Source organism: Aurantimonas sp. HBX-1 (assembly GCF_021391535.1).
Classification (GTDB): domain Bacteria; phylum Pseudomonadota; class Alphaproteobacteria; order Rhizobiales; family Rhizobiaceae; genus Aurantimonas.
Genome location: NZ_CP090066.1, coordinates 2,323,613 through 2,339,133 on the forward strand (window position 1 = coordinate 2,323,613; position 15,521 = coordinate 2,339,133).

The 15,521-nt window shown below is 63.2% G+C and carries 11 protein-coding genes and 1 tRNA gene; 5 read left to right on the forward strand and 7 right to left on the reverse strand.

Annotation, left to right across the window (positions count from 1 at the left end; translation table 11 throughout):
* Positions 1-145: 145 nt before the first annotated feature.
* Positions 146-1,960 carry an ABC transporter ATP-binding protein/permease gene (locus LXB15_RS11040; RefSeq protein WP_233953134.1) on the reverse strand — a complete coding sequence of 605 codons (1,815 nt, stop codon included), beginning with the start codon at positions 1,958-1,960 and terminating at the stop codon, positions 146-148.
* Between the two features lie 205 nt (positions 1,961-2,165).
* Positions 2,166-4,214 carry a LysM peptidoglycan-binding domain-containing protein gene (locus tag LXB15_RS11045; RefSeq protein WP_233948512.1) on the reverse strand — a complete coding sequence of 683 codons (2,049 nt, stop codon included), beginning with the start codon at positions 4,212-4,214 and terminating at the stop codon, positions 2,166-2,168.
* A 428-nt stretch (positions 4,215-4,642) separates the two neighbouring features.
* Between LXB15_RS11045 and LXB15_RS11050 the strand changes: the two genes are divergently transcribed.
* From LXB15_RS11050 to LXB15_RS11065, 4 genes are all read left to right on the forward strand, one after another.
* Positions 4,643-4,732, forward strand: a tRNA-Ser gene (locus LXB15_RS11050).
* A gap of 312 nt (positions 4,733-5,044) precedes the next feature.
* Entirely contained in the window at positions 5,045-5,614 is a 570-nt protein-coding gene (locus tag LXB15_RS11055) for a hypothetical protein (RefSeq protein WP_233948513.1), read from the forward strand.
* Positions 5,615-5,643: 29 nt separating this feature from the next.
* Positions 5,644-6,873 carry a hypothetical protein gene (locus LXB15_RS11060; RefSeq protein WP_233948514.1) on the forward strand — a complete coding sequence of 410 codons (1,230 nt, stop codon included), beginning with the start codon at positions 5,644-5,646 and terminating at the stop codon, positions 6,871-6,873.
* 3 nt (positions 6,874-6,876) lie between these two features.
* Positions 6,877-7,737 carry an HNH endonuclease gene (locus LXB15_RS11065; protein WP_233948515.1) on the forward strand — a complete coding sequence of 287 codons (861 nt, stop codon included), beginning with the start codon at positions 6,877-6,879 and terminating at the stop codon, positions 7,735-7,737.
* A gap of 22 nt (positions 7,738-7,759) precedes the next feature.
* On the opposite strand, the gene LXB15_RS11070 is transcribed toward LXB15_RS11065, so the two are convergent.
* The 3 genes from LXB15_RS11070 to LXB15_RS11080 are packed head-to-tail and all read right to left on the reverse strand — an operon-like array spanning position 7,760 to position 12,330.
* The gene (locus LXB15_RS11070) at positions 7,760-9,100 is read right to left on the reverse strand and encodes an McrC family protein (RefSeq protein WP_233948516.1); all 1,341 of its coding nucleotides are present in this window, start codon (positions 9,098-9,100) and stop codon (positions 7,760-7,762) included.
* A complete protein-coding gene (locus tag LXB15_RS11075; RefSeq protein ID WP_233948517.1) occupies positions 9,100-10,434 on the reverse strand; it encodes an AAA family ATPase in 1,335 nt (444 codons plus the stop codon). The genes LXB15_RS11070 and LXB15_RS11075 overlap by 1 nt, the downstream gene beginning before the upstream one ends.
* A 3-nt stretch (positions 10,435-10,437) precedes the next feature.
* Positions 10,438-12,330 (reverse strand): hypothetical protein, encoded by a 1,893-nt coding sequence (locus tag LXB15_RS11080; protein WP_233948518.1) that lies wholly within the window; start codon positions 12,328-12,330, stop codon positions 10,438-10,440.
* 368 nt (positions 12,331-12,698) lie between these two features.
* On the opposite strand from LXB15_RS11080, the gene LXB15_RS11085 reads away from it, so the two are divergent.
* Positions 12,699-13,166, forward strand: coding sequence for a hypothetical protein (locus LXB15_RS11085; protein WP_233948519.1), 468 nt, complete (start codon positions 12,699-12,701; stop codon positions 13,164-13,166).
* 691 nt (positions 13,167-13,857) lie between these two features.
* Here the strand turns inward: LXB15_RS11085 and LXB15_RS11090 are convergent.
* Together LXB15_RS11090 and LXB15_RS11095 are read right to left on the reverse strand one after the other, a co-directional pair.
* The gene (locus LXB15_RS11090) at positions 13,858-14,217 is read right to left on the reverse strand and encodes a hypothetical protein (protein ID WP_233948520.1); all 360 of its coding nucleotides are present in this window, start codon (positions 14,215-14,217) and stop codon (positions 13,858-13,860) included.
* A gap of 341 nt (positions 14,218-14,558) precedes the next feature.
* Complete coding sequence (locus tag LXB15_RS11095; protein ID WP_233948521.1) at positions 14,559-15,506, reverse strand: DNA/RNA non-specific endonuclease; 948 nt, start codon at positions 15,504-15,506, stop codon at positions 14,559-14,561.
* Positions 15,507-15,521: the final 15 nt, after the last annotated feature.

The window sequence follows — 15,521 nt, forward strand, 5'->3', positions numbered from 1 at the left end:
CTTTTCCTCAGGCGGGGTGGCGCGACAGGTGTCATGCCGGAAGGGCGCGGGCCGCCCGATCGTTCCGCCGGGTCTAGCCGAACGGCGGCCTCAGCGCAAAAGCCGCCGCATCACGCCGGCGGCATCGCAGGGCGCCCTCGCCGCCTCAGGGCGCCGGCGGCGGGCGGCGCTCGACAACCCCGAGCCGGTCCGCCTCGCGGGCCCGGCGCAGCGTCTCCTCCGCCTCCGTCGCCTCGCGCTGCATCGCCCACATCTCGGCATAGAGGCCGCCGGCGGCCAAGAGGCTCCGATGCGATCCTCGCTCGACGATCTCGCCGGCCTTCAGCACGATGATCTCGTCGGCATTGATGATGGTCGACAGCCGGTGCGCGATGGTCAGCGTGGTTCGCTCCTTCGACACCATGTCGAGCGCCGTCTGGATGTCCTGCTCGGTATGGGTGTCGAGCGCCGAGGTCGCCTCGTCGAGCACCAGGATCGGCGGCGCCTTGAGAATGGTGCGGGCGATCGCCACGCGCTGCTTCTCGCCACCCGACAGTTTCAGGCCCCGCTCGCCGACCATGGCGTCGAAGCCGCCCGGCAGTTCGCGGATGAACGAGGCGATCTGCGCCAGTTCCGCCGCCCGCTCGACATCGGCCTCCGTCGCGTCGATGCGGCCGTAGCGGACATTGTAGGCGATCGTGTCGTTGAACAGCACCGTGTCCTGCGGGACGATGCCGATGGCGGCGCGCACCGACTCCTGGCGGACGGCGGCGATGTCCTGGTCGTCGATCAGGATGCGGCCGGAACTGACGTCGTAGAAGCGGAACAGCAGCCGCGAGATCGTCGACTTGCCGGCGCCGGAAGGACCGACGATTGCCACCGACTTGCCCGGCGGCACCTCGAAGGACACGCCCTTCAGGATCTCCCGCTCCGGATCGTAGCCGAAGCGGACGTTCTCGAAGCGGATCGCGCCCTCGCGCACCACCAGCGCCGGCGCCCCCGCCGGATCCTTCACCTCGGCCTCGACCGCCAGCAGGTCGAACATCTGCTCGATGTCGGTCATACCCTGGCGGATCTCGCGATAGACGAAGCCGATGAAGTTCAGCGGGACCGACAGCTGCATCAGCATGGCGTTGATGAACACGAAGTCGCCGAGCGTCTGGGTGCCGGCCCGCACCTCCAGCGCCGACATCACCATGGTGACGCCCATGCCGACGCCGAAGATCACGCCCTGGCCGAAATTCAGCCAGCCGAGCGAGGTCCAGATCCGGGTCGCGGCGACTTCGTAGCGCGCCATCGAGTGATCGAAGCGTCGCGCCTCCATCGCCTCGTTGCCGAAATACTTCACCGTCTCGAAGTTGAGCAGCGAGTCGATCGCCTTGGTGTTGGCGTCGGTATCGGACTCGTTCATGTCGCGGCGGATGTGGATGCGCCAGTCGCTCGCCTTGATGGTGAACCAGCTGTAGAGCCACACCGTCACGGCGACCACGACGACGTAGGAGAGGCCGTAGGAAACGCCGAAGATCACCGCGACGAGCGCGAATTCCAGCACCGTCGGCACGGTGTTGAGGATGGTGAAGCGGACGATCGCCTCGATCCCCTTGGTGCCGCGCTCGATGATCCGCGACAGGCCGCCGGTGCGCCGCTCGAGATGGAAGCGCAGCGACAGCTGATGCATGTGCACGAAGGTCTGGTAGGCGAGCCGGCGCACCGCATGCTGGCCGACCCGCGCGAACAGCGCGTCCCGAAGCTGGTTGAGCCCGACGGCGATCACCCGCGCGACATTGTACGCGACGACCAGCGTGACGGCGCCGGTGACGATCAGCGGCAGCCATTCGCGGGCGCTGTTGGCGCCGTCCAGCGCGTCCGTCGCCCATTTGAAGAAATACGGGACGGCGACGGTCAGCAGCTTGGCGAGGATCAGGAAGACCGAGGCGTAGACCACCCGCATCCTGAGGTCCGGCCGGTCCGACGGCCACATATACGGCCACAGGTTCACGAGGGTCGAGAACGTCGCCCCGCGGTCGCCCGATACGCGCTTGCTGCCCGGATTTGCCAAGTCTGTCCTTCCCGACGTGAAACGCGCGGCGAATGCGCCGCGCCGCTTCACGTGCTGATGCTGTTTCGCCGCCTGGCCTGCCGGCCCGTCTTCGGGCCAGCGCCGGAGATCAGGAGCGGCCCGCGGCCTAGCCGCTGCCGCCTTGTGGCGGCGCGTCGGTGCGTTCGACGGGAACGCTGAATACCTGCCCCGGATAGATCAGATGCGGGTTCCGGATCTGATCGCCATTGGCGAGATAGATCACCACGTAGCGGCTGCCCAGCCCGTAGGTCTCCCGCGAGATCCGCCAGAGCGAGTCGCCGCGCCTGATGATCACCCGCCCCGGCGCCGTGGTCAGCGCTTCCTGCCGCGTCACCGGCACCAGATCCTCCGGCGATGCAGCGCCCGGCGCGTCCGGCTCCGGAGCGGCCTGTTCGTCCGCTGTCGCCGGCACGGCAGGAGCCAACGTGCCGGCATCGGCACGGGAAGCCTCTCCCGTGCTCCTGTCCGCCACGGCCGCGGCCTCGGCCGTCCGATCGGCGGCGGCGTCGCCGCCGGCGGAAATCGCCGGCGCGTCACGTGGCGTCGCTGCGTCCGCCACCGCCGCTGCGTCCGGTACGTCGGTCGGGGCACGCGGCGTCGTGCCGGCGTCAGGCGGCGATGGCGAGGCGCTCGCGGTGCTATCCGCGCCAGCCCGGCCGGCTGGCGTCCCGTCGTCGCCGGTGCGATCGGCCGCATCGTCTCCGGCAGGCCCGTCGGAGCCGGCCGGGAGCGGCGCCACCATCGCCACGGACGTCCCCTCCGGCCGCTGGAACGGCACTTCCGCGCGCATCTCGACGCCGCCCCTTGGCGCCAGCTGGTCGGCGCGCACCAGGTGATCGCCTGGCGCCACCGGGGCATCCGCACTCACCAGGAAGCGGCCTTCGCGGCTCGCCCGGTCCTCGGCGATCAGCACGTTGTCGATATAGACGCGCACCTGCGCGCCGGGCCTCGCGGCACCGGCGACGTACAATTTGCCGGACTCGATCTCCACCGCCTCGACACGCAGCACCGGCACGGCCGGCGCCGGCTCGGGCTCAGACTGTCCGGTTCGGGACGGCGGCGCCGCCGCTGCCAATTCGGCGGGCGCCGAGGTGTCGGCGCCAGTGCCTGCCAGACCCGGCTCGTTCCCCGCCGCGGCGCCGGGTGCCTGCGTCGTATCGGAAGGCGCCGCCGATCGCGGCGGGACGACGGCCGGCGCGGTCTCCTGCGGCTGTCCGGCGGGAACGCTGATCAGCCGCGACGCCTGGTTCGGCGCCTCCACCATGGCCAGCAATTCGCTTTCGCGGCCGGGCTCCGGCACCGAGACGATGGCCGTTTCCTCTGAGGTCGCGACGGCGCCGTCCTCGGCGGTGGCGACGATCCGGATGGCATGGTCGCCCGGCCCCAGCGGCTTTTCCAGCGCGATCGCGAACTCGCCGGCGGCGCTGGCCGTGTCGGTGCCGACCGTGGCGTCGCCGTCCGTGAGCGATATCCGGCTGCCGGGCGCCGCCCGTCCGGCGATCACCGTCGCGCCGTCCGGCTCGACCCGCAGCAGGTCGAAGCGCGGCAGCGGGCCGGTCGCGTCCGCGCCGGCGTCAGGCTCCGCTGCGGCGGGCGCCGCGGCATCGCCGGCATCGGCCGCGATGTCCTCCGGGCCGGTCGCCGTGGATGTTTCCACCGCCGCCCGGCGCTCCGCATCCGGGACCGTCGGCTGCGGCGCTGATTCCGCTGGCCCCGCGGCGCCCGGCGCCGGTGCCGGCGCCGGTGCCACGGCCGCTGCGCCCTGCCCGGCGCTCTCGGCAAGGTTTCCCGTGTCCGCCGGGCGTTCCTGCGGCGCCTCGACCACCGCCGCCGTCGATTCGCCCGTCGGGCTCGGGGTAGTCGGCGACGCTGATGAGCCCTCGGGCGCGGCCTCGTCGGGCAGCGCCTCGCCGGCGGCACCCGGCGCCTGCCGGTTCGCGTCGGAGCCGGACGGACCGGCGGTCTCGCCCGGCCCGGCAGCCGGGACATCCGCTGCCGGCACCGGCGGCAGGGCCGCGACATCGGTTTCTGCTGCTTCCTGCGGGCGATTGGAAATGCGCAGCCGCTCGCTCTGCAGCATGTCCCAGTAGCCGGCGACGATCGCCACCAGCAGGACCACGCAGACCAGAAGAATTCCGACGACTTTCCGCTGCATCACGACACCATGCCCCGCCGTCACCTCCGGCCATCGCGAGGCGCTTTCTCACGACCTTTATCGAAGCCCCGCCGGCCTCACAAGCAAGCCGCGCCGCGGCAAGGGCGCCAGCATCGCCCGGCGGGCTTGTCGGCGGCTGGATCGACACCCGCCAACGGGATGCCGCACCGCTGCAGCCGTCCCGCCCCCGCCGCCCGCCCCACCGCGCCAGGGCGATCCGCCCGGGCGCGATCCGCGCTTTCCGACAGCTTGGCCGCCGATCGACGGCTACGGCTATAGTTATGGTTATGGTTATGGTTATGGCTACTGCTACGGAAGCGGAAGCGGAAGCGGAAGCGGAAGCATCCGCCCCGACTCCCGGCATAGCCAGCGGCTTTTGCCGCTTGCTCTCTTGCCAGCGGCGGCTGGCGCGCGTATTGCCCGTCCCCGGAGAGGTGGCCGAGTGGTCGAAGGCGCTCCCCTGCTAAGGGAGTATACCAGCGATGGTATCGAGGGTTCGAATCCCTTCCTCTCCGCCATGTTACCAGATCATGTTCCTGATATAATTGATTTTTTTGATCGGTTCGCAGCCGCAGCCCCAGCACCAGCCCCAGCAAGCCGATCCCTACGTAGGACCCGTGTCATAGCATCCTGCTGATTGCACCGGGCGGCCACGCAACTCTTCATCCTGCGCCTTGGCTGATGAAAGGCCGCTGATGGGGCCGCCGCGATTGAGGGGAGAGGGTGAAACGAACGCGCCCCCAACCTAATCTCGGGCGCCGACGACCCAGGCAATCGCCGGCCGGCAGCTCTACGGCCCGCTCGTCGCCAATGCGGAAAGGCTCGCCTATGTGGCGAAGGCGTTCCATTGGCCACTGGAATTCCCGGACGTGATGGCGCCAAAGGGCGAGACGCCCGGCGGGTTCGACGTCGTGCTCGGCAATCCGCCATGGGAGCGGATCAAACTGCAGGAGCAGGAATTCTTCGCTGCCCGCTCGCCGGAGATCGCCGGCGCGCCGAACAAGGCGGCGCGCGAGAAGCTAATCAAGGCGCTGGAAAAGGGGGAATCCGAAACGCCAGAGCGGAAGCTCTTCGAAGCCTTCACCTTCGCCAAGCGGGAGGCGGAAGCAGTCTCGACCTTCGTGCGCGTCCCGGGCGAGGATGGCGGGCGCTTTCCGCTCACCGGGCGAGGTGACGTCAACACCTATGCGCTCTTTGCCGAACTCTTCGCGCGGCTGTCGGAGGGCAAGGGCCGCGCCGGCGTCATCGTGCCGACGGGCACTGCGACGGATGCGACGACCGCGCCGTTTTTTGAAGGTATTGTTTCAAACAACCGACTCGTATCGCTATTTGATTTTAAAATAGACTTGGAATATTCCCGGCAGTTCATCGGACTACGAAATTTTCTTTGCTCACTGTAGGCGTTGGGTCCCCAAGTGCAGAATTTGCATTGTTTATCACCGAGACTGCGGATCTAAGCGATCGAGCAAAGATCTTCGAGATAAGCGCTGCATCAATTGCTCGCATGAACCAAATACAAAAACGGCACCAGTTTCGCTCTAACGTGGACGCCTTAGTCACTGCGAAGATATATTATAATTCAGATGTATTAGTGAACGATGGAATTATAAATGGCGATCCGTGGGGCATCAACTTTCTTCACCACTTCGACATGTCTAACGATTCATCGCTTTTCAAGAAAGCCGCATTTTTGAGATCAGAAGGCTTTCACCTAAGTGGAATTGAGTGGCTTTACGAAGGAAACTCGAAATCTGTGCGGTTTCTTCCATTGTATGAAGCGAAGATGTGCGATTTATACAATCACCGTGCGGCCGGGTACTCGGCCGACCAAATTGAAAGAGGCTACCGTGCTCTGCCCGACACGGATTTGGCCTCCTACGCTGATCGCGAATTTAATCCACTGCCCTTTTACTGGGTCGAGTGGGAGATCGCCGTATCTCGCATGCCCATTTCGACGTCGCCTTATCTCCTTGGTTTTCGGGACATATCTACAAGCATTACGGAGAGGAGCTTCATTCCAACGTTTATTCCATTGTCTGCAGTCGGAAATATTATTCCGCTTATATTTTGCAAAAACGCAAATAAATCTCTGTTATTAGGACTTTACTGCAATTTGTCATCAATGGTATTTGATTATGTTGCGCGGCAGAAAATGGGTAGACTACATTTTAACTACTTCATTGTAAAGCAACCGCCAGTCAAGAATCAGGAATTCTACACCGAATCCCGCCTCGTGTTCGTCACGTCCCGCGTGCTCGAACTCACCTACACCTCCTGGTCAATGCAGCCTTTCGCAATAGACCTCGGCTATGACGGCGAGCCCTTTATCTGGGACGAGGACCGCCGCGCGCTGCTGCGCGCTGAACTCGACGCCTTCTACGCCGCGGCCTACGGCCTGACCCGCGACGAGCTGCGCTACGTGCTCGATCCGGCCGACGTGAAGGGGCCGGACTACCCCTCCGAGACTTTCCGCGTGCTGAAGAATCGCGAGATGCGCGAATATGGCGAATACCGCACCCGCCGCCTCGTGCTCGAAGCCTGGGACCGGTTCACCGAGGACGGCACCTTCGCGAGCCTCGACCTTCACTCCGCCGAGCCCGTGCCCGATCTGACACCGCAAGCGACGCTGCCCGAGCGGGCGGACAACGCGGCGGCCTGATCCATGGCCGTGACCAGCGGACCTGCCGAGGACGCGCCCGAGGCTCTCGCCCCGCCCTACACCCTCGAAACGCCGCCGAGCCCGGCGGTCGAATACGAGTGCGGGGACGTCACCTATCGCAGCGGCTTCCGGCTGCCGGCGGGGCGCGAGGACGCTTGGCTCGCCTATGACAGCGCCGACTTTCCGGGCCGGCTGTGGCTCGCGGCCGAGAACACCCATGGCCGCTTCTACGCCGCTTTGGCCTCGCCTGGCATAACCGCCGAGATCGGCTGGCCGAGCGTCGACATGCCGGGGCCGGGGCTGAAGCGCTACGCCTTCCGCAATCTCACCGCGCTGATGTACGGACTGAAGCGGGTCTACGAGCTCGGCGTCTCGCTGCCCGACACGCCGCTGGACCAGTTCCGCAAGGCGGCGAAAGACCTGCCGCGAACGACCGAGGCCGAGCGCCTCGTCGTCCAGCGCGTTGGCCAGGACGTTTTTCGCGAGGCGCTGATGGCCTACTGGTCGCGCCGCTGCGCAGTGACCGGCGTCGAACACCCGCGGCTTCTGCGCGCCAGCCATATCATCCCCTGGGCGGAATGCGGCGACAAGGAGCGGCTCGACGTCCACAACGGTCTCCTGCTTGCCGCTCATCTCGACGCCGCCTTCGAAGCCCATCTCATTGGCTTCGACGCGGAGGGTACAATCCGCTTCTCGCCGCGCCTGTCCGAGCCCGACCGAACGCGCCTCGGCCTCGACTCAGCGATGCGCCTCCGCCGGACGGAGGCGAAGACGGCCGAACGCCTCGCGCGGCACCTGCAGCGAGTACTGGCGCAAAGTGAAAGCTGTGAGGTGGCGGCAGGCGAGTTTGACGTTATTCGCTAAAAGCTGGCAGTTAACTGGTCTATCAACTGTAAGAAGTGTAATCCGACACTTTATCGGCTGTTAGACCTGCACCTAGATCCCCGATTAGTAGGCGCCGAAGCCGCGTGAGCGTGTTAGCGTTGTGCGCCACGTCGATACTCGCGGTCTCCAGGATTGTGGTGTGTCCGGTGATGGAAAAGCGCCCGTGAACTGCGTCTTCGGCGCCGAGGCCGGGATGATGGGGATAGAGCAGCGTCAACCGCGGGGCGCGATAGAGCTGCGCATAGGCCATCATTTGATAGACATCGGCCTGCGAGACACCTTGCTTGGGATCATCGATCCGCGCGGATATCCGCTTCCACTTGGTGTCGATGACATGGGTGACCCTGCCACCCTGGCGGATCAGGATGTCGGGCTTAGTCTGGAACAGGGCGCGTCCGTTGTCGTGGGCGCTCAGGCAGAACAGCCGGCCGCCTTGCAGCGAAACGGTGAGCCCGGTCCCTGCCAGCGCCCGGACAATCAAGCGCCCGACATATTCCTCAAACAGCGCATTCATCTCAAACAGCAAGGCAGTGCCCTGACCGGCGCCGCCCGTGGTCGTCTGATAGCGGTTCTGCAAGAAAAGCCGGGCCATAGCGAAGAGCTCCTGCCAGGACCGGTTGGTGCGGTCTATCACAACCTGATCCCAGCGCAGCGCGGAAACCGGCACGTCGGTAACATCGGCATAGACGAAGGCAAGCTCGCGCAGACGTTGCTGGTTGGCGGCGCGCCGTGAGAGGCGCGCCAGGCGCATCACTGCCGCTTTCATGATCCGGTTGAGCGGCGTGTCTTCGGACAAAAGATCGAAGCGGCAGGCAAGACGCGTGGGATTGACGGCATGGCGGGTGAACTGACGGATGATGTCGAGCTGGCCACGCAGGGTCGGCAGATCGTCTTCGCGGTTGACATAGCGGCGCGGCATCCCTTTGCGCAGGGCTTCGGTTAGCTTCTCGCAGAAGATGCGGATTAGAATCTCCAGCAGGGTTTCGCGCTGCCAGGCGAGATCAGCGATGACGCCGAGATCAATCTTGAGATCGAGCGCAACGGCCAGCATATGCACAAGGCGCTTGCGGATCACCGCATTCTGCTGATCGGTTGTGTCACCGGGCGCCACATCGATCTTGGGCAGGATCTCCAGGCTCGCCTCGCCCGCTGCCAGGATTCCGACCACGCCGCGGGCGCGCAAGGCGTGCCGGCCATGTTCAAGCACGCCGTTGCCTCCGCGACCGGCAAAAGTCGAGCGGGCTGCCAGTGCGGCCAACCTGTCGGCGTGGCGGGAAGGAATCTGCCCTTCGCCTTCGCCATACGCGAGGTTGTCCCATTCCCGAACCGTGTAAAAGGGCATCAGGCAGAAAAATCCGAAAAGTCGAAATCTGCCTTCACGCTCCAGCTCATCTTGTCGCCGCCCAGTTCATCATCGGCGAAGCCGGCCGGCGCCGCCAATCGTTTGGCCTCGAGGAAATGCGAGCCATTGGTGCCGTTGTCATCGCCCAGTACCGCGGCGACCTTCGACCAATCCTCATGGAAATACTCTGCCAAGAGCGGGATGACCTTGTGACGCATGACGGCCTCGACATCGGCGCGGGAGCGGCAGCTGGTGAAGTAGGCGTGGCCGATCTGGTTTTCGCGATCGAATAGATATTCGATCCGCTCATTGATGATTTGGAGCAGCTTGCACAGATCGATTCCGTCGAGGTTCGCGGCTTCAATCCCCTTGGCCGCCAGGCCCTGGCGCAGTTCTCCGACGTTGGGCATCAGCTCGCGGAAGGTAAAGCGGCGGCGCAAGGCGGTGTCGAGTAGCGCGATCGAGCGGTCCGCCGTGTTCATCGTGCCGATAATATGGAGGTTGGCCGGCACGCCAAATTCATCCCCCGAATACGGCAAATGCACTCTGAGCGCATTGGCCTGACCCAGACGCTTATCGGGTTCCAGGAGCGTGATCAGCTCGCCGAAAACCTTGGAAATATTGGCCCGGTTGATCTCGTCGATGATCAGCACGAAGGCCTCCCGTTCAACCTGGGCATCGGCTTCCTTGATCGCGCTGTTCATGTATCGCTCAAGGGCGGGAATATTGAGCCGCTCCTTTCTCAGCCCGTAGAGCGACCGCATCGTGAAATTGCCGTCATAGATCTCGGTAACGGGAACGCCTGCAGGATCGTGCCAGAGCCAGCGGACGGCACGTCTGTGAGCAAATTTCCCATCCGATCGTGGATAATACTCGTACTGTCCGGTCACCTCGCCTATGGCGCGGATCAACCTGTTCCCTTTCGAGACTACAATAATATCGCCCGCCTTAAGACGATTACGAAACGTTTCCGTGATCGATACTTGACCAGACTGTAGGGTGACAGGCCCTTCGATCTTGCCTTGTGCCTCGCATGCTTTCAGAATCTCCTCAGCGTTTTCGTACTTTGGGTCGCTCCAGTCGATATCCTCCCAGTCAAGGAGAGTGTAACCGCCTTCGATCACTTGCTCGAATAGCTCTTGGTCGCCAGCATGCCTACTGAATCCCACCGACATCTTGTAAATCTGGCGGCCCTCCGTCGTTATTCTATTGCTTATCGCTTTCTTACCGAGTCCGGTTTCGGCCCGCTTCGCGATGCGCCGGAATATCCCGGGCACAGTTTCCAGCCGGAATCCTACAGAGGCGGCTTCCTCATCGTCGTCGGATCCGGTCATAGGCTAACGGCCTTCGACAAAATCCTCATAGGCCATTGACTGGTGGAAGGTAACGAACTCGATCCGGCCTTCGCCGGCAAGACGGTGATACTCGACCATCAGAGCCTCGCGGTCATCGCGCAGCTGCTCGGCCGCGTTCCCCAGGCAGAGCCGCACCGCCTCCCAGGCGGTGGCGTAGGTCTTGCCTGTTCCCGGCGGGCCGTAAACGATGAGATTGGTGGTAGCGGAAATGATGACCGATGGATCTGAAGTCATGGTGAACTGCGCTGCTTTCTCACCGAGATGGAACGTGAAGATCGAATCCCGACTTTCAGGCGGACCACTAAGCTGAGGCCTTAGAACATTTGCGAGCCGCTGCAGGTTTTCGTTGCCTAGGGCTGCACAAATCGTCGGTGTCCGTTCAGACAACTCAGCCCTAAGATCCCCAGCGCGGATTGAGACTCTTGGAGAGCCGGCCTCCTTGGCCGTCGCGATATAATAGTTGGCAGCGCAAAGCTGGACACGAGCCCCTCCGCTAAGCAGATGGCTGTTCTGATCAGGCCGCTCTATCGGTTTGTCATCGCTGTCGACGATGATATATCCGGCGTTGTGCAGCTGGGCGGCGGCGTCGGCCTTCTGCCCCCAGCCGCCATTAAGCTGCGTCTTGCCGCGCAGGAAGCCGACGATCGGCTTTGATGGGTAGACCCGGTTCGGCCTCTCGCGTGTCGAGCGTACCCAATAGTCGCGCGGCTCACCGAAAGCCTCAAAAATGGCGGCGTGCTCCCCCGACAGCCGATAGCTGTCATAGGCGTCCATCGCCGCCTCGATCGCCTCCCGCGAATGTATCGCCACATCCTCTTCCTTGTAATTGTGGACGATCCACAGCGCGCTTTGCACATCGATCATGTCGCGCGGCGCTAGGCCGCGCTCTACAAAAGCGCGGCGCACCGCGTCCATAAAGCGCCATTCGTCGCGATAGGTATCAGCCAGTGACGCATGATCCGGAAAACGGCTGCCAACGGCTTCCAGCCAGAAGTCCTGGCGCACGGAATGGCGTATGTAGATGCCCTCGTCGGGAGCGAGATGGAGGAACAGGAATTCGGCGATCTGACGGGCCGGATCGGGCTTGCCGTTCGGGACAGCCGCGATCCACGCATCAACAAAGGCCTCCAGCGCCGAGGCGTGACCCTCCGCTGCGCTGAGCGCGGCATCAACGAGCGTGCGCAAAGCCGGCCAGAGCTTTTCGCGATCAGCGTCACCCTTGGGCGACATCGGCCAGAAGGCTCGCCATTGCAACAGATTGCTTTTGGCAAGCGCGGTGTTTACGGCATCGGCCAATTCCTGATCGGAGCTTGCCTGCGCGATCGCCGTCTTGAGATCGGCCGCGATCTCCAGCTTGTATGTTCGCTCCGCCTCGTCAAAGTGGGGGTCGGCCCGGTCGAAACGATCGAGGGCGGGAAAGAAGTGGCGGAGCCGCGCGATCCAGCGCATGACCGTCGCCGGATCGAGAACCAACGCGTCGTCGGATTGCGACAAGCCACCGAGCAGCCGGCGCAGGGCCTCGGTGGTCTCGATCCTCACAAGAAAGCAATCAGCATCGCCAAAGGACCAGTGGCGGCTGAGCGCGGAATGCCGCCCCCCATCCTTTATGCCGCTCTGATAGGGTCGTAGCTCGCTGGCAAAGCCGTTCACCTCGACGCGATCGCGCCATTTTACGTGGAGAAAGATGTTAGCGGGGTTCTGGATTTCCCACAGCAGGCGCTCACCTGCGCCAAATTCAAAGGAGACCATCTTTTTGGTTATCCCGCCTCCCGGGCGCAAGCCCGAGCCGCGCAACACGTCGAACAGCGACCGGCGCAGCGGTAGAGGGCGGTCGCGCTCATTTTCATCGAGGCGCGCCTCGAGATTCTCCCACATTCTAAATGTCTCCAAATCAAGCAATGCAAGGCGCATTCACCAGTCCCACCTTCTCGACCGTTTGAATCCGTATTGCGATCCGCGGGGAATGATACACTCGGCCTCTAACTATAAAGGGACCTCGGCCGTGAAGCGCCGGCTCCTGACCATCAAACGTGGGCATAAACCGCCCGATAAATTCGCCCGCCGACGATTTAGAGGCGCAAGAGGCCTCCGGGCGACCAAATGGCTCTGCGGCATCGGATCTCTCCATGAAACCCTGAGATCTCTTGTGCTCATTGTGACGCCCGCAGCTATTCTGTCTCCATTCACCGTATGCCGCTCTGCGCCGACATCCACCCTCCGACATTTCCCGGGAAAGCAAGTTCGTGCTGATGCGCACGGATGCCAATGAGCGTCACCCCGGTGAGGGCGAGAATTTCGATGGGCCTCCCAAGGCCCGGCAGGCCAACATTACCTATCGCTCAGGTGGCCGCGCTTTCATGCTTGCAGTGCGGATCGGCTCCAAGACGTTAGTGTGCGACGAGCGCCTTAACGCCGCGAACAAAGGCTTGCTGACTCTTCTCAGGCAGTTCGAGCCGCTCCAGGCAGACGCGGTGGACCGCACTCATTGCATGGGGGCCCGCCTTGGCGAGCGCCCTTTCGGCCTGGTCGCGCTTATGCGCGATCTCATCGGCTGCGCCGGACGGAGCCGTAGCGCGGCCAACACCAACACCCTCGCTCGGGAGGAACCGGGCGAAAGGGTTGCCCGGCGGGGATTGGGCCTTCGGCATCGCGGCGGAAGCGCGCGATCGTCCGATTGTAATGTTCGATCGCGAATAGCTCGGACTGCGTGATGATGTTCTTGAGGTATAGCCGGCCTTCAATTGTGCTGGCGTGGTGAGATGCAGCTTGCTCGCCGCTCAGGCCGTGGACGCGAGCGCGTACTGCCTGTGTCTTTGCTTGGAGTGCGAAACCGATGCGCTCCTCATGTCGCGCCCTTTCTCGCGCCGCTCCAGACCAGGTCGTAGAGGTCCCGACGGCTAAGCATCTGTGAAGGCGATAATTCTTGAACTCTCCGCAATACAGCGTCGCGCGGAAGCAATATCCCGCAGCGCCGTATTAGCTGTCATCGCCACCCGGGCGAAACCTGGAGAAGGTTGGATCTCAGGCCCATCCCCTCCGCCACTTGCCCTCGCGAAAGCGTTCTCCCAATCCGGCTGCGGCCGGATTTTCTTGTAATACTCGAGGGTTATGCGGGAGGGTCTGAGCACTGGCTATAGCGCCAAGACGCCAGAAAGCAGTCTTTCAGGGCAGATATTCTCCAGACCTCACGACTGGCACATTCCGGTGCTTAGCTTACAACAACCTGATGTGTAAGAACTTTCTAGACGGCGAGCTGAGCATTTCGATGTCTGTGGCATTCGCGAGATGGGACAGACATCGAACTCACGCGTAGCCACCCTCGGCTTGGAAAAGCACGGCAGTTTGAGGCCGAGAGCATTTAGCTTTCGACTGTTGCTCGCCCACATAGCTACCTTCGACGTCTTACGGTGGCAGCAGCGCCCGTTCGTGTGAGGCGAGCGCGTCGAGCCGCGCTCTGCCGAGTTGCCGGCAACCCGAAAGATCGACCAGGAACCGCACCCCTGAAACGCCTGCCGGGAGTGGCGGCTTGATCGCTGGGACCGTGCTCACGTCATAAACTGGCGCGGAGGAGGTTGCACGCGCCAAGTCGAAAGACCAGCCAAGCGCCGTCTGCATGTCGCGTCCTAGTGTATCGGCCACCACCGTGCGAAGCTTAATGATGAGGTCATGAACCTGAATGCGTGCCTCGATATCGGAAACGAGATCTGACAGCGAGAAGCCGCCTCCGGACAGCCGGATGATGAACGAGGCCAGGATCCCCATCGTGCCTGCTGGAGGATTAGCCTACGGCCTCCTTGCGGCTTGGCGAGCCGCTGAAAAAGGTCCACCACCCGGTCGACCATCTCGCCAACAGCAGCCACCGTTGGAGTGGCGCCGAGTGCCGAGGCGAGGAACTCCATAGTGGAGCCGACAGGCAGCTTCCGGCTGATGGTTAGGAGCAGCAGACGCTGGCCTTCTCAGCAAGCTGGCGGCGAGTCCAGGCTTTATCCGACAGTCCGCGCAACTAACAAGAGTCCGTACTTGAGGCCTGACTAGTAAGAGGATGTTCTCGTCGACAATCGTTCCCGCGAGGAAGTCTACGTCGATAGAAAACGGATTGCGGCTTAGACACGTATTCCGTCAGGGCCGCGCAGCACAGCTTCGATGCTCGTTCCTGTCGCACGCTCCTCATTCGAAAAACCGTCGAAGTCACATAGTGAGCCGAAGTTGAGTTCCGTAAGGGCCTCGATGTAGCGTACGCTGCGTTGATATGTCTGGAATGCGCCAAATGCAGCTTCCAGATCTCCTAGCTGCCGCACTTGGTCCACGATATAGGCGGTTGCTGAGGGGCGGCCGGCATCGTTGACGAAAGCGATCACCTTCCAGAACGCGGTCGGAATCCGAACGTGCCGATAGAAGCGGTCGTCGTCGCGGAATACGGGTCCGGTGAAGACGGTGACCCGCTCCCCCCAACGGCGGGTATTCTTTAGGACATAATCTTCCAGGCTCAGCCAGGTCCGCTGGTTGAACGCGCCCATCTGAGGAGCGCAATTCGTGAAGTGGAAGGTGTCGTCGTTCGCGACTTCCGCGTCTGGTCCCCAGTTCGGATCTTCCCGGCGAACGAGATGACCGCGGTCTAGCAGGTTCTCGGCGTAGAGTTCTTCACCGACCTGCGCATCAATCGGGATGCGTCCGTCGAGAAACCACTTGTCACTACCGCGTTCAATGGAACGCGAAGTGCTGCCGTCGATGTTCACGGCGACGAACATCGCGATTCTCCTCGACCGCGACATGACGACTGAGAAGTGGGTGTAGTCGAGGCGGCCTCCATCCGCGCCCTCAACCCCCAGAACGTCTTCGGCCCGAAGGCCCTCGGGCGTGGGAAGGGGAACGACGAGATCTCCGAGGAAGCCCGGATCGTAACCCTTCCGGTCTCCGAGCGTTTCGGCTCGGGTGATCCGCGGCTCTTTCCGGCGCGCCTCTAGGACAGCCTCTGTGCTGGAGAAGGCGCCCGCCACGACCAGTAGACGCATGTCACCGAGACGAGGACGATAATTCAAATCAGTACCCATCTGATCGTCTCCTTG